Below are 21,047 nucleotides of genomic sequence, written 5' to 3' on the forward strand. Positions count from 1 at the left end.
ACCCTTGTTCGACATCTTCCTGTACCCGGTCTCGGCCATTCTCTGGTTCTGGCACACCGTTTTCGGCGCCCTGCTCAGTCCCGACAGCGGGGCGGCGTGGGTGCTCGCCATCGTGTTCCTCGTCTTTTCCATCCGCACTCTGCTCGTCCGGCCGGCGCTCGGTCAGCTGCGGGCCGGGCGGCGCACCCAGAAGCTCGCGCCGCGGATGAAGAAGATCCGCGAGAAGTACGGCAAGGACCGCCGGCGCATGGCGCAGGAGATCCAGAAGCTGCACGCGGACCACGGCACCAGCCCGTTCAGCGGCTGCCTGCCCGCACTGCTGCAGATCCCCGTTTTCCTGAGCCTGTACTGGGTGCTGCGCGACTTCACGCCCGGCGCCACGGCCAACCACGTCTTCGACCAGGCCGGTGTGACGTCGTTCCTCAACGCGGACCTGTTCGGCGCCAAGCTGGGCAACTGGGTCAGTCAGCCGGTGGCCGAGCTGGCCGCGTTCGGCACCGACAAGGCGCACATGCTCGCCGTCGGCATCCCGCTGATGCTGATCGCCAGCGCGGCCACGTTCCTGTCGATGCGGATGTCGCTGAAGCGGCAGGTCGACGTCAACCCGCAGGTGGCGGGGATCAGCAAGGCGATGATGTACCTGGCGCCCGCCGGCATGCTCGGGTCCGGGTTGTTCTTCCCGGTGCCGATCGGGGTGTTGCTGTACTTCCTGGCCAGCAACGTGTGGACGTTCGGGCAGCAGCACGTCCTGACCGCGAAGGTCGACCGTGAGGAAGCGGCGGCGACCCCGGAGAAGCCCAAGGCGGTCGGCCCACGGCCGGGACAGAAGCCGGAGCGGCGTTAGTCCACGGGGTGCGGTGGGAGTACCGGGATGCGCAACCGCTTGCCGCGCAACGACTTCCACCGCACCGCCGCGGCCAGGAGCCGTCGTTCCGCGCCTGCCGTCTCCTGGCGGTCGGCGCGGGCGCGGCGCACCAGCGGCGTCAGGTCCCGTTCCACCCGGGTCAGCTCGGCGAGCTTCTCCCGCACGTCGCCCAGCCGGTGCCACGTGCGCATCAGCAGCACGGTCGTGAACTGGGCGACGCGCCGCAGCTCGTACTCCGCGACCGCCTCCAGCTCGGCGTCGTCGCGGCGGGCGCCCATCGCGAGACCCAGCCAGCCGAGCCCGGTGGGCAGGCCGTCGTCGAGGCGGTTGTCGCGGCGGCCGGTGATCGCGCCGCCGTGCTGGCGGTAGGAGTGCAGTGGCCGGTCCACGAACTCGAGCCGGCCCGCGGCCATGGCGGTCGCGGCGATCCACTGGTCGTGGAACGCCGACGGCGTCCCGGGCGGGAACGGCAGCACGAGGTCGCGCACCACGTCGGCGCGGACCATGGCCGCCGCGCCGGTCACGGTGTTGAGCAGCAGCAACGCGTCCAGGTCGGTCCACTGGTTGTGCCGGTGCCGCCAGAACGACGACGCCACCACCTCGTCGTGCTCGTCGATCAGCCGCATGTCGGCGTACGCGAGGGTGACCGCCGGGTCGTCGAACCGCTCCAGCAGCGTGTCCAGCTTGTCGGCGTCCCACACGTCGTCCTGGTCGGACAGCGCCACGAACTGGGCGTCGGCGGGCACGTGGGTCATCGCGCGCTCGAAGTTGCGGTAGAAGCCGACGTTCTCGTCATGGGCGAGCACCACGAACCGGTCGTCGCCGTCGACCAGGCGCCGGATCGTGGCGACGTGCTCGTCGCCGGACGCGTCGTCGGCGATCACGCACACCCAGTTCGGGTGTTTCTGCGCGCGGATCGAGTCGAGCTGGTGCGCCAGGAAGTCCGGGTCGGGCCGGTAGGTCGCCATGCAGATCGCGACCTTCGCGCCGTCCGATGGCCAGCGCACGGCCGACGGCGCGAGGTTCGCGGGCGCCAGCTCCACCGTCGGCAGCTGCCGCGTCAGCGTTGTCCCGTCGACCAGCTCCACCACCAGTGTCAACGCCAGCCGCCCCGGTGCGTCGGCGCCCGCGACGGGAATCCGGAACGACACACCGCTGCCGTCGGGCACCCGCACACCGCCGGGCCGCAGCGCCGCCGCCACGTCCGGGCGGTGGTGGCCGAGGCTGCCGGGCACGTGCCGCGACCCGGCCCGCATGGACACCGCCCGCACACCGAGCGAGGCGTGCGTGACCCAGCCGTCCAGCTCCAGCACCTGACCCGCGCCGACCGGCAGCGTGTCCGGCACCTGGAAGTCGTAGTGCAGCCCGGCCTCGCGCGCGGACCCGGCGGAACGCCGGTACCGCGAAGCCAGCTTGCGTGTCAGGCCCGGGGACTTCTGGCCGAGCTTGCGCAGCAGGCCGTCCGGCTCGTCGCCCGGCCTGCCGAGCGCCAGGTCGCGGACCCCGCGGACCAGGCGGCCCGCCGGCCACAGGGACTTGTGCGCGACCCGCACCAGCTTCGCGTTCTCGAGCGCGTCCAGCCGGGACCGTGTGCGGTGCAGGCGGTCCCGCAGGCTCGCGGTCTCCGCGTCGAGCGCGGCGCGCGCCGCCTCGGTCCGCTCGCCTGCCTGCCACGCCGCGGCGGCCTCGGCGACCGCGGCGGTCAGGTCGTTGAACGCCTGCCCGATGCGGTCGTCCTTCAGGTCCATCTCGGACCGCGTCATCGCGAGCCCGTGCTCGGCCTGCGCGAGGCGTTCGGTCAGGTCCGCGACCTGCTCGCGGTGCGCGGTCAGCTCACCGGTCAGGTGGTGTTCACGCCGCAGCGCGGTGTCCCGCTCGTGTTCGGCCGCCCGGAAGGCGTCGTGGTCGGCACGCAGCCGCCGCATCCCGCCGGGGAGCTGCCACAGCGGGTCGCCGTAGTCGGCGTCGACGTCGTGTTCGAGCGCGGCCGCGATGCGGGCGGCCGGGTGACCGGTCACCTGCTCCTGCAGCGCGGCCTCCGCCGCCACCAGCTCGGCCCAGCGGTCCTCGAGCGCGGCGGTCAGCCCGGTCAGCGCGCACAGCTCGGCGAGCACCCCGCGGACGCTCGTGCGGTCCGGCCACGGGTGCGGCGCGTGGCCCTGCACGGTCTCGCGGGCGAACTCGAGCAGTGCCCGCAGCATCACCAGTTCGGCGTCGACGCCCTGGCCCGCGTGCCACTCCAGGTCGACGCGGGTGACCGACCCGTCCGGGCCGATGATCAGGTTGCCGGGGTGCACGTCGAGGTGGTCCGGCGGCAGCACGGGCACGTCGTCGCGGTGCGGCAGGTACGGGTGGGCCAGGTCGGCGGGCTCCAGCGCTCTCGCCCGCGCGGTGCAGGTGCGGCGCCACACGTCGAACAGCCGGGTCAGCTCGTCGTGGTCGGCGGTGCGCATGGCGTCGAGCAGGCACGCGTCGAGCGCGCGGCCGGGGTGCAGGGGCTCGGTCACCACGTGTTCCTGGCGCAGCCACGAACCGGAGTCGCCGAGTCCACTGTGGATGGTCTGGAGCGTGTGGTCGGCGCCCACCCGCCGCGTCCGCCGCCACACCGGTCTGCGCGCGCCGCTGATCAGCCACGCGAGCCCCGGCTGGGCCACCTTCGCCAGCGCCTCCGGCGATCTCGACGCCACGACCAGGAACGACGGCGCGACCGAGACGCCCATGCCCTCGGCCATCGCGAGCCGGTGCGCGATGCGGCCGGACACGACGCCGTCGTTGCCGCCGAACGAGCTCTGCAGCGGGTCGCGGACGAGCTTCTCCACCAGCTCGGGCCCGTGCCGGAACGCGGACTCGTCCAGCACCACCCTCGGCATCTTGTAGTCCGGGTACGGGAACAGCCACCGCTGCGCCGTGAGCCCGGCGCCCGCGAGCAGCTCGCCGAGCGCCTGGCGGGTCCACGTGCGCGGGCTGCGCTTGGCACCCGGGTAGTCCGCCAGCCCGACCCACGCCTTGTCGTGGTGGTCCTCGACGCCGCCCAGCAGGTACCGCAAACCCAGCTGGTTCTCGATCGCGAGCACCACGACACCGTCGTCGGACAGCGCGTTCACCACGGGCGGCAGCAGCGCGGCCGGGTCGTTGTACTCCAGCACCCCGCACACCATCGCGAGGTCGAACGGTCCGGCCGCGCCGGCGAGCCCGTCGGCCAGCGTGGCCTGGACGATCCGCACGTCGGCGAGGTCGCGGCAGCGTTCCGCCGCCGCGGCGGCCCGGTCGGGCACGCCCTCGATGCCGAGCACCGACGCGCCTGCCTCGCCGAGCGCCCTGGACAGCACGCCGGACCCGCAGCCGAGGTCGACGACCCGCAGACCGGGTGCGATCCGCAGCGGTGCGAGCAGGCCGAGCCGGGCGGGGGAGAAGTGGTAGGCCGTCTCCCACGTCTCGACCAGCCGTGACAGCTCGGTGGATCCCGCGCTCACGTCGTGCGCGGACCGCAGGGCAGCCAGCACCGCCGACTCGGCTCCGTCGGCGTAGTCGATCGTCATGAGCGCGTCGCCGTCGAGACAGTCACGCCAGCGGTCACGAAACCGGCGCGAACTCGTCGGTCTCGTCGGCGAGCAGGTCGTTGAACGTCGACTCCACGTTCGCCGAGTCGGCGCCGTACACCTCCACCCGCACCAGGTAGCCGTCCTCGGTCACGTAGTGCGCGCGGAACACGGTCGGCGCGTCCGGGGTGGCGGCCGCGAGCTTGCGGACCTTGACCCCGTTCTCCTCGCTGACCAGCTCGTACTTGGCCTGCTGGTAGAGCTGGTCCATCGCGGCCAGCACCGCGGCCGGGTCGCCGGTCTCGTCGACCTTGAACGCCCAGAGGCCCGAGCGCAGGTCGTTGTCCTCGGCGACGAGGCCGCTGACCTCGGACACCCCGACGGACTGCAGGAGCTTCGCCTCGGTCTCGGTCGGCAGCTTCTCGGCCACCGCCTGCGCGATCGGCACGGTGCGGTTGAACACCTTGTCGCCGGGCAGGTCGAGGAACGGGCCCTCCGGGATGTCCGGGGGCGGCGGCTTCGAGCTGGTGGTCTCCGGCTGGGTCTGCTCGGTGGTCTTGTTGTCGGCCTGGTTGTTCCCGCTGTCCTTGAAGCCGAAGAACCAGACCGCGCCGCCCGCGAGCGCGAGCACCACGACGACGGCGACGATGATGCCGACGACCTTGCCGGTGCCGCCGCCGGACTTCTCCGCGAAGACCTCGGGACCCTGCCGCGGCCAGCTCTGCTGCCCGAACTCCGGCGGCAGGTCCTCGTTCGCCCACGGGGGCGGGGTCATGGCCTGCGGGTGCGGCTGCTGGCTCTCCCACGGGGGCGGCGGCTGCGGCGGCGGAAAATGCGGCTGCTGCTGTATGTTCGGCACGATCTGGGTGCTGTCCGCGTCCTGGCGGCCCACCACCTGTGTGTGCTCGTTGCCGGGCCCCTGACCGGACACGACCTGCGTGCGGTCAGCCTGCTGCGGCGGCGGCTGCACGGGCCGGAACACCGCGGTCGGCTCGGCCCCCTGCGGCTGCTGTTGTTGCTGCTGCTCCGGCGCGCTCTGACCGGACGCCTGTGCGATCACGCGGTCGCGCCGGGTGCGGTACTCGTCCGCGGAGATCTGGCCGGACGCCAAAGCGCTGTCGAGCTGTGCGAGCTCGTCTTGCCAGGACATGAAGTCGCCCTCCAACCAGATGAAATGGCCGCCAGCTCAGTGCCCCGCTGTGGCCTCAGAAAGAGTATTGGGTACGGGGTGCGGTCAAACCCCGGGGTGGGTCGGGTCAGTTCCCGGGTGGTGCCGCGTCCGTCACGGCCGTCATCGCCCGCTGGAACTGGACCCGGAGCTCGTCGATGCCGCCGGCGGGCACTTGGAGCACGGAGAGCTGGATCGTGGTGTCCCCGTAGGTGTACACCCCGCGCATCGCCGAGGCCTGCGGGTTGCTGACCGTGGACACGTGCACGCTGTCCGGCACCTCGCCGACCTCGGTGTCCTCGAAGCCGAGCTGCTTCTGAATGTCGAGCAGGTTGCCGGTGAGCTCCTCGGCCGCTTTCTGGTCCGCGGTGTTGTACGCGTACAGGAGGTAGCGGTAGTCGCCCTCCGCGGTGCCGGAGTAGACGACCGTGTCGGCGCCCGCGTCCGCGATCAGCGCTGCCTCCGCCGGGGCGAGGACCTTCAGCTCGCCTGCCCGCGCGATGTCCATCTCGCCGCCGTTGTCGGCGGGCTTGCCCGGCAGCTCGATCTTGGTGATGTCGACCGGCTCCGGCGCGGGCTCGGCCGGCGTGCTCGTCTGTTCGGCCGTGTTCTGCGGGTCGTCGTCACCGCTGAAGCCGAAGAACCACACGGCGCCACCGGCGAGCGCGAGCACCACCAGCACCACGAGGCCGATCAGCAACGGCTTCTTGCTGCCGCGGGGCGGCTTGTTGCTGGTGAACAGGTCCTGCGCGTCGTGGGGGGTCACCGTGGGCCCGGGCATACCGGGGATCGCCTGCGGCGGCGGCGGGTACATCCCGGCGGAAGCGTTCGGCTCCGGCAGCTGGGTCGCCCACACGGGCTGCTGCGGCGCGGCCTGCTGTGGTGCGGGCTGCTGGGCCGCGGGCTGGGCTGGGAGCGCGGGCTGGACCTTCGCCGCCACCGCCTGCGTGCGCTCGGCATCGGCGTCGGCATTGTTGTCACCGCCGTTGCCGTTGCCGCCCGCCTTGACGCCTGTCATCGTCGCGGCGTCGATGATCTGGGTCTGGTCGGCCTCGGACTCTTCGACGTTGACGATCTGCGTGACCTCGGCCTGGTCACCGGCCTGGTCACCGTTGTCCGCCTGGGCGGGCGGCGGCTCGGCCGGTGCGCCGAGCAGCGGAGACGGCGGTTGTGCGGACGACGCGGCCGCCAGGATCTCGTCCCGGCGCTTGCGGTACTCGTTGGCTGAGAGCTCCCCGCCGGCAAGTGCGCTATCGAGTTGCCTCAGCTCTTCCTGCCACGTCATCCGGTGCCCTTTCAGCTGTGTACTGTCCACGATTTTCCCACCTGCGGAACAACCGGACCGCAGGTACCTCGACAACCCTGTGCAGCAGGTCAGCCGTGACCGCCGTACCTGCCACCACGGTGAGGAAGGCCAGGGTCGTCCCCGCGGATGTCGACAATAGGTGAGGTGTCACGTAGAGCACCGGCACATGAACCAAATAGACGGCATAAGTTCGGTTTGCCACGGCTCTGACCCAGCGCCCGGCCACCTCGCCGCCGGATATCCGGGTGCAGACGATCACGAGCAGGGCTATGCATACCACCGATTGGGGATAGCCCGGAACAGCCGGGGTGAAATAGCTGGTGAGATCACCACGCACGAGCAACAGCCAGTGCAGGACGCCGTAGGCCGTGCCCGCCAGCGGGTGCAGCTTGCCGAGCCGCACCAGGGCGATGAGCTGCCCGATGAACAGAATCGGCAGGAAGGTGACGACCACGCGCACGGTGTGGGCCGCGACCGGGACCTCGGCCCGGACCACCGACAGCAGCACGCCCGCCAGTGCGACCGCCAGTATCGACGGCAGCCACGGCCAGCGGCGCAGCAACGGGATGGTGACCGCGACGTACAGGTAGTAGACGACCTGCACGACGAGTGACCACGTCACGGCGTCCAGCGCTGGTTCGCCGGAGAAGAAGAGGTTGGTGAGCGTCAGGTTCGTCAGCAGGGTGCTCGTGTCGGCGGTGCCCGTCACCGCGATCGGGACCCCTGCCCGCGCGACGAACCAGATGATCAGCAGCACCACCCACAGCGCGGGCACGATGCGCATGGCACGGCGTGCGAGGAAGCGCCCCGGGCTCTCGCGGAACGCGGCGTTGGTGATCACGAAGCCGCTGACGACGAAGAACGTGCTGATCGCGAGCGGTCCGAGGTGGTCACCGAGGGCCAGGGGTTCGACCACGCCCGAGGTGAAGACGTCGTCGAACCACCACCGCTGCCCGCCGGAGGTGAACCAGTCGCGGGCGTGGTCGTAGAAGACGACGAGAGCCGCGACGATGCGCAGGACGTCCAGGCCGGGGTAGTACCCAGGTCTCATGCCCGCTCCGCCTTCGTGATCACGCCGGTGAGCCGGTGGCACGCCTCGGCGGCGAGTCCGACGGCGGCGAGCGCGGCGACCATGCCCAGCGGCACGGGGACGGTTCCGCGCAGCGGTTCGAGGACGGCGAACCCGATGACGCCGCCGAGCAGGACCAGCCACTCGGCGCGGTCGGCGAGCCAGCGCGTCACCGGGTGCGCGGCGATCGTGGCGGCGGTCGGGCCTGCCGCGCGGACCGCGACGAGCAACAGCAGCACCGCGTAGGTGGCGGCGACCGGGTACCACCACTGCTCGAGCCCGGCGAAGGTCCGGTCGACGGCGATGATCGCGGCGAGACAGGCGGCGACGAGCAGCATGCCCGCCAACAGGGGCAGGGTCCGGTCGAGCACCCGCCACGTCACGTGCCCGACGAGCACCAGCGGCAGGAACAGCAGCGGCCTGCCGAGGTGGGTGAGGTCGCCCGCGAACAGGCACAGCACCCCGGTGGCGACGAGCAGCAGGAGCACCGTCGGCCACGTCCGCCGGTCGAGTGCGACGAGCCACGCGACGAGCTGCAGTCCGGCGACCCACGCGAGCGGCACCAGCACCGTCTTGGCGGCGACGAGGTGGCTCGCGAACGTCAGGTTCGCCACGACGTTCGGCGCGGTGACCGAGGCGTCCGGCGGGGTGGTCCACACGTCGATCCCGGCGAGGACGGCGGCCGCGGCGAGGACCGTCACCACGAGCACCGGCAGGTACGCGCGTACCAGCCGCCACCCGCCGAACCCCCTGGCCGCCGCCAGGTACCCGGTCGCGGTGAGCAGCAGCATCACGGCCAGGGGACCGAAGTCCTCCGCCACGCCGAGCGGCCGGTTGAGCCACTCCCGGACGGTGGCGATCGGCTCGGGGTGCGACCCGTGCCTGGCGAGCCACAGCGTGACGAGGTAGCCGTACACGCCGAGCAGCGCGGCCCCCGCGCGCAGCAGGGTGACCGGCACGGCGAGCGGCCTGCCCGCGCGGTCACGTGCCGGGTCGGCCGCGGGGACGGTTCCGGCTGCCGGGACGGCGATGGCCGGGCTGGTCGGCGGACCGGCCGGCGGCGCGGTCACCGCGGTGGCCATTCGGCCAGCTGCCGCCGCGCCAGCGCGGCGAACTCGCGGTCGACGAGTGCCTTGGCGGTCCCGTAGGCCTCGATGCGGATGAGGTACGGGCCGCGGACGTAGTGGGCTCGGTAGCCGGAGTACGGCTGTCCGTCGCCCGGTACCTGGGCCCGGACCACGACACCGGGAGCCGGGCTGTCCGCTGGCTGCCAGCCACCCGCGGCGTACAGGTCGTCGATCGCGCGCAGCGCGTCCCCCGCGTCGCCGCCGTTGCGGACCGCCAGCTGCCACACACCGCGGCTGACCGCGCCGTCCCGGCTGACCAGCGCCTTGACCGAGACCACCCCGGCGGCGGTGACGGCCTGCGCCTCGGCCTCCGGCAGCACGGTGGCCGGCACGTCGCCGCGCTTCACCCTGGTGTTGTCGAGCACGACCGTGCCGGGCGGCCGCACCAGCGCGAGCGACTCGGGGCCGGGCAGTCGTGGGTCCGGATCGGGTGCGGTGACCTGCGTGGCGGCGCCCGCCGGGTCGCTGCCGGTGCCCCACAGCGCCACGGCGCCGAGCACGACGACCGCGAGCAGCGCGTGGACGAGTACCACCGGAACGGTGGGCCGTGCCCCCCTCACAGCAAACCTCCTGAGACGGGGCACGTGGACCGGCACCCGCCACCACGACAATCGAAAAACGCGGGGGAGCGTTACCTGATCGGGTGAATGGGGCTTGCTTTTTCCGGCGAATCGTCCTGCGCTGGCGTGGCGGCGGGCCGCTCCCGCCGGCGGCACCACCGCACCACCGGTTCCTCCACGAACCGGTGCAGGAGCTCCGCGGTGACCACCGTGCCCGCCATGGCGACGAGGAAAGCCGGGGTCGAGCCCGCGGGTGCCGAGACCAGGTGCGGGGACACGTACAGCACCGGCACGTGGACCAGGAAGACGGCGTAGGTCCGGTTCGCCACGGCCCGGACCCAGCGGGCGGGCGCCATGCCGCCGGGCAGCAGGCAACAGACGATCACGAGCAGCGCCAGGCACGCCGTCAGCTGCGGATATCCCGGGATGGCCGGGGTGAAGTCGCTGGTGAGGTCGCCGCGCACGAGCAGCAGCCAGTGCAGGGCGCCGTAGGCGAGCCCCGCCAGCGGGTGCAGCTTCCCGAGCCGGACCAGGCCGATCAGCTGGCCGATGAACAGGACCGGCAGCAGCGTGACGACCACCCGCAGCGTGTGCATCGCGACCGGTGACTCGGTCCGCACCACCGACAACAGCACCGACACGAGCGTGATCGACAGCGCGGGCGGCAGCCACGGCCACCGGCGCAGCAACGGGATCATGGCCGCCACGAGCACGTAGAACGCGAACTGCACGACCAGCGTCCACGTGACGAGGTCGAGCCCGGGGTTGCCCGAGAAGAAGAAGTTCGTGAGCGTCAGGTTCGTGACCAGCGTGCGCACGGTGACCTCGCCCGGCACCCCGATCGGCACGCCCGCACGGGCCACGAACCACACGACCAGCAGCACGACCCACATCGCGGGCAGCGTCCGCGCGGCCCGGCGGAACAGGAACCGCCCAGGGCTCTCCCGGAACGCGGCGTGCGTGATCACGAGCCCGCTGATCAGGAAGAACGCACTGATCGAGAACGGCACCAGGTAGGCGTCGACGTGCAGGGGCGCCAGCACCGCGGCGGTGAAGCCCTCGTCGAACCGCCACCGCTGCCCGCCGGTGGTGAACCAGTCGCGGGTGTGGACGTAGACGACCGCGATCGACGCGACGACCCGCAGCACGTCGAGACCGTGGTAGTAGCCGGGTTTCTTCACGCGGGCCTCCTGGTGAGGCGGTGGCACAGGTCGGCGGCGACGCCAGTGGCGAGCAGTGCGGCGACCATGCCCGCGGCGTTCGGGAGCGCGCCGAGCACGGCGAACCCCGCGACCCCGCCCAGCAGGAGCAGCCACTCGGCCCGGTCCGCGAGCCAGCGGGTCACCGGCTGCGCGGCGAGCGCGGTCGCGGTCGCGGTCGCGCCGGGCACGTACACCGCGACCAGGAACAGCAGGACCGCGTAGGTGGCGGCGACCGGGTACCACCACTGCGCCAGCGCCGGGAAGGCCCGGTCCGCGCCGATCACCGCCGCCGCACAGCCCGCGCCGAGCAGCAGCCCGGCCCACGGCACCAGCTCACGGTCCAGCACGCGCCGGGTCACGAGCCCGAGCAGCACGAGCGGCAGGAACAGCAGCGGCCTGCCGAGCGCGTCCCGCGCGAACACCGACAGGACGCCGACCACGACGAGCGTCGCGAGCACGGACGGCCACGTCCTCGGGTCCAGCGCGACGACCCACCCGACCAGCTGCAGCCCGGCGACCCACGCGAGCGGCGCCAGCACCCCGCCGATCGTCGTCACGTCCGCGAGCCCGAGCCGCGTCCCGGCCACCGCGAGCGCCGAAGCGACGACCGCGGGCAGGCACACGGCCACCAGCCGCAGCGGGCGGAACCGCGCACCACCGGCCGTCCAGCCGGTGCACACGAGCAGCAGCAGCACGCCGAGCGGCCCGAAGTCCTCGCCGAGGCCGAGTGGCCGGGCGACCCACTCCCGCACCACCGCGACCGGCGCCGGGTCCGATCCGTGCCGCGTGGGCCACAGCGCGACGAGGTAGCCGTAGACGCCGAGCAGCGCGCCACCGGCCCGCAGCAGTGTGACGGGAACGGTCCGTGTCGCGATGACAGCCGTCATGTCGGCGGCCACCGGTCCAGCTGCCTGTCCACGAGCGCTTCGAACTCGCGGTGGACGCGCTCGGCGTCCGGCCCGTACGCCTCGACGCGGATCAGGTACGGCCCCCGGACGTAGTGGGCGCGGTACGCGGCGAGCGGCAGCTCCGGCGTCGGCGCGTGCGAGCGGACCAGCACGTCCCTCGGGCCGGGCGCCTCCGCCCAGCCGCCGGCGGCGTAGAAGTCGTCGGCCGCCCGCAACGCGGCGACGGGGTCGGCGCCGTCGCGGACCGGGAACTGCCACACGCCCTGGCTGAACTCGCCGTCCCGGCTCACGAGCGCCTTCACCGACGCCACACCGGCGTCGGTGAAGTACCGCGCCTCCTTCTCGGGCAGGACCGCGGTGAGCCAGGCGCCGTTCTTCTCCTTGGTGGTGTCCATGACCACCAGACCCGGCGGCCGCACGAGCGCCACCAGCTCCGGGTTCACCGGCAGGCGGGGATCGGTGTCGGGGACGGTCACCGCGAGATCCGCACGCGCGGGATCCGCGCCCGTGCCCCACACCGCGACGGCGCCCAGCGCCAGACCCGCGAGCAGCACGTGCACCCCGACTACGCGCAGAACCGCTCTCACACCGTGCCGCGGCGGACCACGTAGGTGAAGCTCTCCCACTCCGCGCCCGCCATGCCGTCGGCCACGGTGTGCACGAGGTCGGAACCGCAGTGCGCGAACGCGAGCCGCACGAGCCGCGGGTCCATGCCGAACATCTCCATGCCGCCGTCGTTGCGCCCCCGTGGCGCGGCCTGCGGCGCTACTTCCTGGGCGGGCGCGAGTGACGGCATGTCCGCGACCTCGTCGGCCACGACCTCGACGGACGTGCGGACCGGCGTGCTGCCCGCCGCCGCCCACCACGTCACGGCTTCCTGGACCACGTCCAGCTCCAGCTCGTGGGTCCCCGGCACGTCCGGCGCGACGACCGGCAGCTCCAGCTCGACGGACGAACCCGGCGCGAGATCGTGCGGCAGGTCGGCGCGGCCGTCGTTCCAGCGCACGGTCTCGCCGTCGCGGTGCCAGTGGTTGCCGAGCCGGATCAGCTGCCCGGCGGGCCACGTCCGGTCGCTGACGTTGGTGACCCTGGCCCGCACCGGCGCGGTCTGTCCGGCGCCCACCGGCGTCGGCACGGACAGCAGCTCGATCCCGGCACGCATGGCCTCGGCGGGCAGCTCGGCAGGCCTGCTCGGCCGCGACGGGATCTGCAGCACCAGCACGCCACCGGGCCGCACGACGCGCTGCAGCTCGACGAGGCACGCCAGCTGCACCGCGGGCGGCGAGTGCTGGATGGAGATGAGGCTGACGGCCGCGTCGAACGACTCGTCGTCGAACGGCAGCCGGTGCCCGTCGTAGGCCACGTACGAGACGCGGTCCGGGAACTGGTTGATGCGGTTCGCCTCGTCGATCATCGACTGCGCGATGTCGACGCCGACGACCTCCTTGGCGTGCGTGGCGAGCGCGTTGGACAACCGGCCAGCGCCGCACCCGAAGTCGAGCACCCGGTCACCGAGCGACAGCCCGGCCTCGTCGACCCGCGCGCGCACCTGCGCGACCGGCGCGGCGCCGGTGGCGAGGAACTCGTCCACCTGCCACCCGCCGTGCCGCCGGCCGGGATCGGTGAGCACGGCCCACAGCGGGTCGGTCCTCCCGAGGTCCTCCCACGTCGACTTCAGCCGATCGACTGCCATGCCCGCTCCCCCCGACACACCTGTAGACCGCTGACAGCGGCAAGGCTAAACGCCCGCCGGATGCTCTGCTTCCGAGGGACGTTTCGCGCGGGCGCGGATCAGCCCGTACCGCAGCGCGAGCACCAGGTCCGCGAGCGTGTGGCCCACGCGCAGCATCAGGCTGACGGTGGCCGCGGCGGGGGCGCCCAGCAGCGGGGTGAGCGCGAGGATCAGCACCGCCTCGCGGGCACCGACACCGGCCGGGGCCAGGAACACGAGCAGCCCCACCAGCCAGCCGAGCGCGAACGCGCCAGTGCACACGACCGCCAGCTGCAGCACCGAGTCCGTGAACGGGTCCGCCAGCACGTAGCCGGCCACGCCGTAGCCCAGCCACGCGGGCAGCATCCACAGCAGCGGCTTCACCAGGCCGGACCACCGCAGCACCGGCGGTTCCTCCCCGGACCGCTTCGCGAGCTTGCGCGCCAGGAAGTTGATCACCTTGGGGTGCAGCACGACCAGCGCGAGCGGGATGCACAGCCCGGCCCAGCCGAACCTGTCCACCAGCGCGGGCTGGCTCACCAGCAGCAGCGCGCCGACGAGCACGGACGTCACCGTGTGCACGACGAGGAACACCGACCCGGCGAGCAACGCCATGCCGCCCGGCACGCCACGCTCGCGCGCGAACTTCATCTGCGCCAGGAACGGCCACACCGAACCGGGCAGGTACTTCCCGACCTGTGCGGGGAAGAAGATCTCCCGCGCGGCCCGGGACGTCACCGGTGCGCCGAGCGCGCCGAGGCAGTGCTTCCACACCTCGGCGGTCGCCAGCAGGCCGAGCACGATCCCGGCGAACGCCACGACCGGCCGCCACCACGAGATCTTCCCGAGCGCGTCGACCATCGACGGGAAGTCGTCGCGCAGCGCCCAGACGGCGACCCCGACGGCGACCACCACGAAGACCAGGGCCAGCAGGTCCGCCCGCCGGCTCGGTTTCGGGGCAGCCGGCTCGTCAGTCACGATGCTCGCTCCGCAAGCTCCGCTCAGTCACGCCAGATCAGCCCAGTGGTCGTCGGATAGGGCAGCGTCGGCGTGCCGCCCTTGAGCAGCTCGATGCGCAGGCCGGGCATGACCGAGATGACGTCCCAGTACCGCTTGCGCTTGATGTTGTCGAACACGACGACACCGCCGTCGGCGAGGTGGTCGAGCGAGCGGCGGAACGCGTCGACCCTGGCGCGCCCGTCCACCACGATCAGGTCGAACGGCCCGCCGACCTCGTCGATCGTCGACACGTAGTCGCCGAAGTCGAGGTCGGTGTGCCCGACGCGACCGGAGCGCACGACGCTGTCGGCGGTGGCCGCGGTCGGCGCCACGGCGTGCAACTTCACGTTGCCGGGGGAGTCGGCCAGCATCCCGCGCACCGACTCCGCCCACCCGGTGTCGTGCTCGACGCTGTCGACCCGCGCGGCGCGCTTGGCGAGCCACAGGGTGCTCGCGCCCGCGCCGTACTCGAAGATCCGCGCTTCCGGCCGCTCGGACAGGAACTCGTCGACCCGCTCCATGGCCGGGTAGCTCCACCAGGCCATGTCCATGCGGACCATGTCGTTCGCGTCGAAGATCGAGAACAGCGTGCGGACGTGTCGCGCCTTCGGTGAGGCGCTGTTCTCCAGCTTGCCGAGCAGCCCGGTCTTCTCCGCCGCCTTGCGGAGGGTCTTCACGCCGGTCACGTATGCGCCACGCACGCCGCTCATGCTTCAACCTTCTCGGAAACCTTGACCTCCGCGTCGCGGGCGGTCGGCTCGGCAGGGGTTCGTTCCCGGATGAGATCGGTGGCTTCTCGCCGGTTCGCGGTTCGGTGCAGCACGATCTCGGCGATCAACCCGATCGAGATCAGCTGCACACCGAGGATGACCAGCAGGATGCCGAGCATCAGCAGCGGCCGGTCCCCGATCGCCTGACCGCCGAACAGCTTCACGATGGTCAGGTAGGCCAGCGTCAGGAAGCCGATGAACGCGGACAGCAGGCCGATCCCGCCGAACAGGTGCGCGGGACGGCGGCCGTACTTGGTGATCGTCATGACCGTCAGCAGGTCGATGGCGCCGCGAACGTACCGCTCGAAGCCGTACTTCGACTTGCCGTGCTCACGCGGCCGGTGGTTGACCGGCAGCTCACGGACCTTGTAGCCGGTCTGGTGCGCGAGCGCCGGGATGTAGCGGTGCAGCTCGCCGTACAGCGGCACCCGCCGGTACACCTCGGTCCGCGCCGCCTTGAGCCCGCAGTTGTGGTCGTTGATCTTCAGGCCGGTCATGACGTTGGTCATCATGTTGAAGAACTTCGACGGGATCCGCTTGCCCAGCGGGTCCTTGCGGTCCGCCTTGTGCCCGGAGACCAGGTCGGCGCCGTCGTCCAGCTCGGCGAGCAGGCGCGGCACCTCGGCCGGGTCGTCCTGCAGGTCGGCGTCCATCGTGACGACCCGCTCGCCGCGGGCCTCGTCGACGGCCGCGGCCAGTGCGGCGGCCTTGCCGAAGTTGCGGCGGAACCGGATGGCGCGCACGCGCGGGTTGTCCTCGGCGAGCCGCGACATGACGTCCCAGCTGGAGTCCGTGCTGCCGTCGTCGACGAAGATGACCTCGTACTCGGTGTCCAGAGGCTTGAACGCCTCGTCGATCTGGCCGACCAACGTGGCCAGTGTCGCCTCTTCGTCCTTGACCGGGATCAGGACGCTGACCTGGGGCTCTGGCACTGTCTCCATACTCACTTCTGGTCCTCGTCGTCCGGAACTTCCGCCGGCATCCAGCGCTTCGCGCCGCTCTCCAGGATCACCACGACCCGGAGGTCGTCCTCGTCCGGTCCCACCATGCCGAAACCGGTGTCCGCGTTGATGCCCAGGTACTGCTGGGCGATGTCCGAACGCACCCGGTCGCTGACGCCGCCGCCCACGACCTTGTCCGAGGAGTCGACAAGGACGGTACAGCGCACCGGGTCCTTCACTCCCGTCGCCCATCCCCACACGAGGCGTGACCCCGGCTTCTCCTCCACCAGGTCGACCACCCCGGCCGGCGAGGCGGGGGTGCGGCCACCGGTCGGGAAGCCGATCTCCTCGACGCCGCTCATGTCGATGGTGTCGCCCAGTTCCGGGCCACCGCAGCCGAGCGTGAAGTCGTCGTTGAACGGGTAGTGGCCCAGCGCCTCGAGCCGCGGCACCAGTTGGTGGCCCTCCGGCGGCAGCGCCCACCCGAACGCGTTGAGGTAGCCGGCCCGCAGCGCCACCGACTTGATCTCGTGGTCGGCGTTCTCGGCCCGCACGGTGTCGGCGGTCGGCACGCCGAGCGCGAAGCCCGTGACGCCGGCGACCGCGAAGGCGACGGCGATCTTGCGCCAGTGCCGCGCGGCGAAGGAGTGGACGACGGTGCCGATGATGACCAGCAGCGGCAGCGAGACCAGCACGGACACCGACGTGTACCGGCTGTGCTGGCTGTAGTCGAGGCCGAAGTCGATGCGCGAGACCGCGATCATCGCCGAACCGAAGAACCCGTGGCAGCCCAGCCCCCACCAGAACCGCAGCTCAGGGGCCTTGGCCGCCTTCACCGTCGCCATCGTGGCGTACCCGGCGACGATCACCGCACCCGCGAACACCGCCATGCCGGTGTTGTTCGCGGTCCAGACCTTCCCGATGACCGCGAACAGGCCGTAGATGGCGGTGCCGATGTCGCTCTCGGTGCCGGACCCGGCCGCGTTGTGGTTGACCGACATCCAGCCGACGACGATCACCGCGCCCAGCGCGAGCGGCAGGACCCGCCGCCACACGGGCTCCTTGCGCAGGATCGCGACCAGCGCGAGCGACGGCCACACGGCGAACGCGGTGCCGTAGGTGATGCTGCCGAGCAGCGCCATGCCCCACGCGGGCCACCACTTGCCCTTGACCGCGAACAGCAGCGCGCCGACCGAGATCAGGTTCGCGGTCAGCCAGGCGGCGCCGCTCATCGCGTGGGTGAAGTTGTGCAGCCCGTGCAGGCTGAAGATCAGCGCGGACGACGCGAGCACGATCGACGCGCGCACCACGACCGGCAGCGACCTCGGGATCGCGAACCGGATCAGCACCACGGTCGCGAGCGCGATGAGGATGTCCAGGTAGCCCAGGATCCGCTGGTCGCCGCCGAAGATCGTCGCGTCGCCGTAGTACAGCATCGACGGCACCGCGATCAGGTGCTCGTTGGACGCTTTCCACAGGCCGCCGAAGTTGAGCGACCCGTCCAGGCTCACGAACCGGACCAGCGCGTACCAGTAGTCGACGAAGTGCAGCTCCGGCGCTCTCGCCACCTCGATGGTCATCGCGGCGGCCGGGACCAGCGCGAGGAACTCGATGAGGCGCGCGAGCCAGCGGGTCGTGGCGAAGCGCTCCAGCTTCTGCCACCAGGTGCCGGCGGTTGCCGGTGCCTCGCCGGCGCGTTCCTCGGGCGCCGAATCCGGCTCCGACTTGTCCGTCACCGTGCTCGTCACGTCACATTCCTCCGCGCCGGGTCCACGCCGTCCAGCCTGTCAAAGTCCGGCAACAGGGCGACGCGCGGCCCGTCACTGTCGATTATTGCTGTCGATTAATCGGGAGGTTCCCCCTCGACTGCCTTCCCCGGGAGCCACAGCATCCGGCCGCTGTCCAGGACGATGACCACCCGACCAGCCGGATCGGTTGGCGCGATCACCGCGAATCCCGTGTCGGACGGCGCCCACTCGAGCAGGCTCTGCACGTCCGGCCTGGCCAGATGGTACTGGCCGCCGCCGGTCACCTCGCCCCTGGCGTCGGTGAACAGGACGCATCGGACATCCTCGCGGCCGTCCGTGGCCCACCCGCGCAGCAGTGTCGTGTCGCCTCGGGTCTCGCTCGCGTCGACCGCGCCGGTCGGTCCCGGCTCGTCCTCGTCGGGGGCGAGCATGGGCCGCATGTCGGACAGTTTCAGCCGGTCGCCCAGCTCCGGGCCGCCGCAGCCGATGGTGAAGTCGTCGGTGTACGGGTAGTGGTCCAGCGCCGCCAGCCTGCCCGCGAGCTGGTCCGTTGGCGGGAAGCCGTACCAGAACCGGTCGTCCAGCTGGGCGCGCAGCGCGACCGCGCGCAGGGGGACGTCGGTGAGCGCTTCCCGGACCACCGCCACCATCGGCGCGCCGAGCGTGAACCCGACGAGCCCGATCGCGACGGACACGACCGCGAACCGGGGCGCGTTCCTCGGCGACCGGCGGAACGCGACGGTCGCGACGACCACCAGCAGCGGCACCGAGGTGAGCACCGACAGCGACGTGTAGCGGCTGGCCAGGCCGATGTCGGTACCGAAGTCGACGCGGGCGGTCGCGATCATCCCGCACGCCAGCACCCCGTAGCAGGCGACCGCCCACCAGAACCACAACCGCCCCGCCCGTGCGGACGGCACGGTCAGCAGCGCGGCGAGCCCGCAGAGGATGGCCCCGCCCGCGATCGCCGCGAGATCGGCGGACCGGCCCGTCCACACGTGCCCGATGAGGGTGAGGAACGCGTACAGCAGGCTGCCGATGTCGTTCGCGGGGTCCTTGCCCGGCACGACGCTCGGGCGCATGGTCAGCCACACGGCGACCACCGCGGCGCCGATGACGAGCGTCGCGATCCGGCGCCACCACCGTTCCCGGTGCATGCACGCCAGCAGGAACAGCGCGGGCCACACGGCGAACCCGGTGCCGTAGCTCGCGCACGCCAGCACGCCCACCAGCCACGCGAGGAGCCATCGCCGCTTCCTCGCGAGCAACAGCGACCCGACCACCAGCATGTTCGCGGTGAGCCACGCCGCGCCGCTCATGCCGAGCGCGAAGTTGTGGATGCCGTGCAGGCTGAACACCAGTGCGGACATCGCCACGACCAGCCCGGCGCGGAGTACGACGGGCAGCACCTTGGGCAGCGCGGACCGCAGCATCAGGATCGTGAGCACGGCGATCACGATCGTGAGGTAGCCGAGCATGCGGTTGTCGCCGCCGAACAGCTTCGCGTCGGCCCAGTAGAAGAACGACGGGATGATCAGCGGGTGCTCGTTCTGGAGGTCCCAGACGCCGTCGATGTTGTAGCTGCCGTCGGGGTTGGTGATCCGCAGCAGCACCGACCAGTAGTCCAGCAGCTGTAGCCGGGGGGACGCGGCGACCTCGAACGCCATCGCGAGCGCGGGCAGCACCGCGAGGAGCTCGACGCCGAATGCGAGCCGCCGGTCGGCCATCCACTGGCGCACGGGTGCGTAGCCGGTGCCGTGTTCCTGCCCGGCCCACGTGTCGTACCCGACCCCGTCCGTCCGCACCTAACGAACCGGGTGTTTCTGCAGCTCTTGGTCGAGCCGGTCGAGGAAGCTCTGGTCGAGCAGGTCGATGACACCGGCCGCGACGTTCCGCTCGACGACCTCGAGCACGACGATCTCGGCGTCCCGGATCGTGCCGACCACCTCGTCCGGGCGGTTGCCCGCCGAGCGGTAGTACTGCATGGTCAGGTCGGCGAACGCGGCGGGCAGGTAGCCGGACGCGTTCACGAGGAACGAGTCGCCCAGCACCGCCGTCGGCGCGTACACCATGCCGGGCAGGTCCTTGGAGTCGTAGTGCTTCGGCTCGACCATGTCGACGATGTTCTTGCGCGCCCGGTCGTAGCGCCCGTCCGGCTTGAACCGGTAGTTGGTGACGTTGTTCTCGCCCTTCTGCCCGATCAGCCTCGGCAGGTCCGCGGTCACCTTGTCCCTGCTCTTGACCTGGATGCGCCAGTCGTCGGCGACCTCCGGCTTCACCTCGAGCGCGACGCCCTTCACCATTTCGAGGGCGCCTTCCGCGGTCCAGTGGGTGTCGAGCGGGTAGTACATGGGCTTGTCGTGGCGCTCCGCGGCGGCGGCGAGGCGGGGCCGCATGTCGAGCCCGCCGGCGACCGCGATGGACTGCTGCCACAGCTCGGGTGTGACCGGCGCGGCGCAGTCCTTGCCGGGGTAGGTCTCGGGCAGGTGCTCGGGCACCATCGTGGTCTTGTCCGGCACGAGGACCAGCACGAACTCCCGTCCGGACCGCTCGACCACGTCCCGCAGCTTGGCGAGCTGGCCGATGGTCTGCGCCAGCGGTTTCGTCGGCCGGCACTTGGACAGGGCGTCGGAGCCGTAGTAGAGCCAGCCGTCCTCGCCCTCCACGACCGTCCGGAACCCGGCCTGCTCCTGCCCGTCGGACGGCCCCTGGACGGGGGTGTCCTCCTCGTCGCCGGGCTTCGTGTCCTGCTCACCTGGCGTGCCGGGCAGGGGTCCGGTCGGCGTGCCGCCGCCCTGGTCGAACGGCGCGGGCTCACCGAAGAAGGTGCGGCTGACCCAGTCGGCGGCGCTGATGGCCTCCTCGCGGAACACGAGGTTGTCGGTGGCCCAGCCCTCCATGCCGGTGAACAGCCCCCAGCCGTCGCTGACGCTGGGGAAGCTCGCGAGCTCGTGGTTCTCGATCTCGCTCGGCCGCATGCCGAACACCCACATGAGCGTCGGCGTCGCGAGGAAGACCAGCGCGCTGATCAGCGCCGTGAGCTGCCGCTTGCCGTGCCGGGGCCGGTGCAGGGAGTGCTCCCTGGGCAGCCACGCCTCGTGGACGGGTGGCAGCTCGATGGTCACAGGTGCACG

17 protein-coding genes are annotated in these 21,047 nt (G+C 71.8%); 1 reads left to right on the forward strand and 16 read right to left on the reverse strand.

Annotated elements, in window-relative coordinates:
• The first annotated feature begins 4 nt into the window (after window positions 1-4).
• Complete coding sequence (yidC, locus tag FHR82_RS14740; RefSeq protein ID WP_184810939.1) at window positions 5-844, forward strand: membrane protein insertase YidC; 840 nt, start codon at window positions 5-7, stop codon at window positions 842-844.
• Here the strand turns inward: yidC and FHR82_RS14745 are convergent.
• The 16 genes from FHR82_RS14745 to FHR82_RS14820 all read right to left on the reverse strand — a co-directional run bounded on the left by FHR82_RS14745 (window position 841) and on the right by FHR82_RS14820 (window position 21,038).
• A complete protein-coding gene (locus FHR82_RS14745; RefSeq protein WP_184810940.1) occupies window positions 841-4,404 on the reverse strand; it encodes a glycosyltransferase in 3,564 nt (1,187 codons plus the stop codon). The genes yidC and FHR82_RS14745 overlap by 4 nt on opposite strands.
• A 34-nt stretch (window positions 4,405-4,438) precedes the next feature.
• Window positions 4,439-5,554, reverse strand: a complete 1,116-nt coding sequence (locus tag FHR82_RS14750) for an SHOCT domain-containing protein (protein WP_184810941.1) — start codon at window positions 5,552-5,554, stop codon at window positions 4,439-4,441.
• A gap of 106 nt (window positions 5,555-5,660) precedes the next feature.
• Window positions 5,661-6,857, reverse strand: coding sequence for an SHOCT domain-containing protein (locus FHR82_RS14755; protein ID WP_184810942.1), 1,197 nt, complete (start codon window positions 6,855-6,857; stop codon window positions 5,661-5,663).
• Complete coding sequence (locus FHR82_RS14760) at window positions 6,823-7,929, reverse strand: acyltransferase family protein (RefSeq protein ID WP_184810943.1); 1,107 nt, start codon at window positions 7,927-7,929, stop codon at window positions 6,823-6,825. Before FHR82_RS14760 ends, FHR82_RS14755 begins: the two co-directional genes overlap by 35 nt.
• Window positions 7,926-9,029, reverse strand: a complete 1,104-nt coding sequence (locus FHR82_RS14765) for a hypothetical protein (RefSeq protein ID WP_184810944.1) — start codon at window positions 9,027-9,029, stop codon at window positions 7,926-7,928. The genes FHR82_RS14760 and FHR82_RS14765 overlap by 4 nt, the downstream gene beginning before the upstream one ends.
• Entirely contained in the window at window positions 9,014-9,634 is a 621-nt protein-coding gene (locus FHR82_RS14770) for a hypothetical protein (protein ID WP_184810945.1), read from the reverse strand. Before FHR82_RS14770 ends, FHR82_RS14765 begins: the two co-directional genes overlap by 16 nt.
• A gap of 71 nt (window positions 9,635-9,705) precedes the next feature.
• Window positions 9,706-10,815: an acyltransferase family protein gene (locus tag FHR82_RS14775; protein WP_184810946.1), complete on the reverse strand. Its 1,110-nt coding sequence runs from the start codon at window positions 10,813-10,815 to the stop codon at window positions 9,706-9,708.
• Entirely contained in the window at window positions 10,812-11,723 is a 912-nt protein-coding gene (locus FHR82_RS14780) for a hypothetical protein (protein WP_184810947.1), read from the reverse strand. The genes FHR82_RS14775 and FHR82_RS14780 overlap by 4 nt, the downstream gene beginning before the upstream one ends.
• Complete coding sequence (locus FHR82_RS14785) at window positions 11,720-12,331, reverse strand: hypothetical protein (RefSeq protein ID WP_184810948.1); 612 nt, start codon at window positions 12,329-12,331, stop codon at window positions 11,720-11,722. The genes FHR82_RS14780 and FHR82_RS14785 overlap by 4 nt, the downstream gene beginning before the upstream one ends.
• Window positions 12,328-13,437: a methyltransferase domain-containing protein gene (locus FHR82_RS14790; RefSeq protein ID WP_184810949.1), complete on the reverse strand. Its 1,110-nt coding sequence runs from the start codon at window positions 13,435-13,437 to the stop codon at window positions 12,328-12,330. The genes FHR82_RS14785 and FHR82_RS14790 overlap by 4 nt, the downstream gene beginning before the upstream one ends.
• 45 nt (window positions 13,438-13,482) lie before the next feature.
• Window positions 13,483-14,433: a lysylphosphatidylglycerol synthase domain-containing protein gene (locus FHR82_RS14795; RefSeq protein ID WP_184810950.1), complete on the reverse strand. Its 951-nt coding sequence runs from the start codon at window positions 14,431-14,433 to the stop codon at window positions 13,483-13,485.
• A gap of 23 nt (window positions 14,434-14,456) precedes the next feature.
• Window positions 14,457-15,164, reverse strand: coding sequence for a class I SAM-dependent methyltransferase (locus FHR82_RS14800; RefSeq protein WP_184810951.1), 708 nt, complete (start codon window positions 15,162-15,164; stop codon window positions 14,457-14,459).
• Window positions 15,161-16,165 carry a glycosyltransferase family 2 protein gene (locus tag FHR82_RS14805; RefSeq protein WP_184810952.1) on the reverse strand — a complete coding sequence of 335 codons (1,005 nt, stop codon included), beginning with the start codon at window positions 16,163-16,165 and terminating at the stop codon, window positions 15,161-15,163. Before FHR82_RS14805 ends, FHR82_RS14800 begins: the two co-directional genes overlap by 4 nt.
• Window positions 16,166-16,167: 2 nt before the next feature.
• The gene (locus FHR82_RS14810; RefSeq protein WP_184810953.1) at window positions 16,168-17,913 is read right to left on the reverse strand and encodes a hypothetical protein; all 1,746 of its coding nucleotides are present in this window, start codon (window positions 17,911-17,913) and stop codon (window positions 16,168-16,170) included.
• A gap of 95 nt (window positions 17,914-18,008) precedes the next feature.
• On the reverse strand, window positions 18,009-19,718 hold the full coding sequence (locus tag FHR82_RS14815) for a hypothetical protein (RefSeq protein ID WP_184810954.1): 1,710 nt from the start codon (window positions 19,716-19,718) through the stop codon (window positions 18,009-18,011).
• Window positions 19,719-21,038 carry an alginate O-acetyltransferase AlgX-related protein gene (locus FHR82_RS14820; protein WP_184810955.1) on the reverse strand — a complete coding sequence of 440 codons (1,320 nt, stop codon included), beginning with the start codon at window positions 21,036-21,038 and terminating at the stop codon, window positions 19,719-19,721.
• Window positions 21,039-21,047: the final 9 nt, after the last annotated feature.

It is taken from the genome of Actinophytocola algeriensis, from assembly GCF_014203735.1.
Lineage (GTDB): Bacteria > Actinomycetota > Actinomycetes > Mycobacteriales > Pseudonocardiaceae > Actinophytocola > Actinophytocola algeriensis.

What these genes read in the sequence shown, in the direction of transcription:
- FHR82_RS14780 (WP_184810947.1), bottom strand. Translation starts at nt 11,723, where the DNA reads ATGACGGCTGTCATCGCGACACGGACCGTTCCCGTCACACTGCTGCGG.
- FHR82_RS14755 (WP_184810942.1), bottom strand. Translation starts at nt 6,857, where the DNA reads ATGACGTGGCAGGAAGAGCTGAGGCAACTCGATAGCGCACTTGCCGGC.
- FHR82_RS14760 (WP_184810943.1), bottom strand. Translation starts at nt 7,929, where the DNA reads ATGAGACCTGGGTACTACCCCGGCCTGGACGTCCTGCGCATCGTCGCG.
- FHR82_RS14745 (WP_184810940.1), bottom strand. Translation starts at nt 4,404, where the DNA reads ATGACGATCGACTACGCCGACGGAGCCGAGTCGGCGGTGCTGGCTGCC.
- FHR82_RS14765 (WP_184810944.1), bottom strand. Translation starts at nt 9,029, where the DNA reads ATGGCCACCGCGGTGACCGCGCCGCCGGCCGGTCCGCCGACCAGCCCG.
- FHR82_RS14790 (WP_184810949.1), bottom strand. Translation starts at nt 13,437, where the DNA reads ATGGCAGTCGATCGGCTGAAGTCGACGTGGGAGGACCTCGGGAGGACC.
- FHR82_RS14800 (WP_184810951.1), bottom strand. Translation starts at nt 15,164, where the DNA reads ATGAGCGGCGTGCGTGGCGCATACGTGACCGGCGTGAAGACCCTCCGC.
- FHR82_RS14750 (WP_184810941.1), bottom strand. Translation starts at nt 5,554, where the DNA reads ATGTCCTGGCAAGACGAGCTCGCACAGCTCGACAGCGCTTTGGCGTCC.
- FHR82_RS14805 (WP_184810952.1), bottom strand. Translation starts at nt 16,165, where the DNA reads ATGGAGACAGTGCCAGAGCCCCAGGTCAGCGTCCTGATCCCGGTCAAG.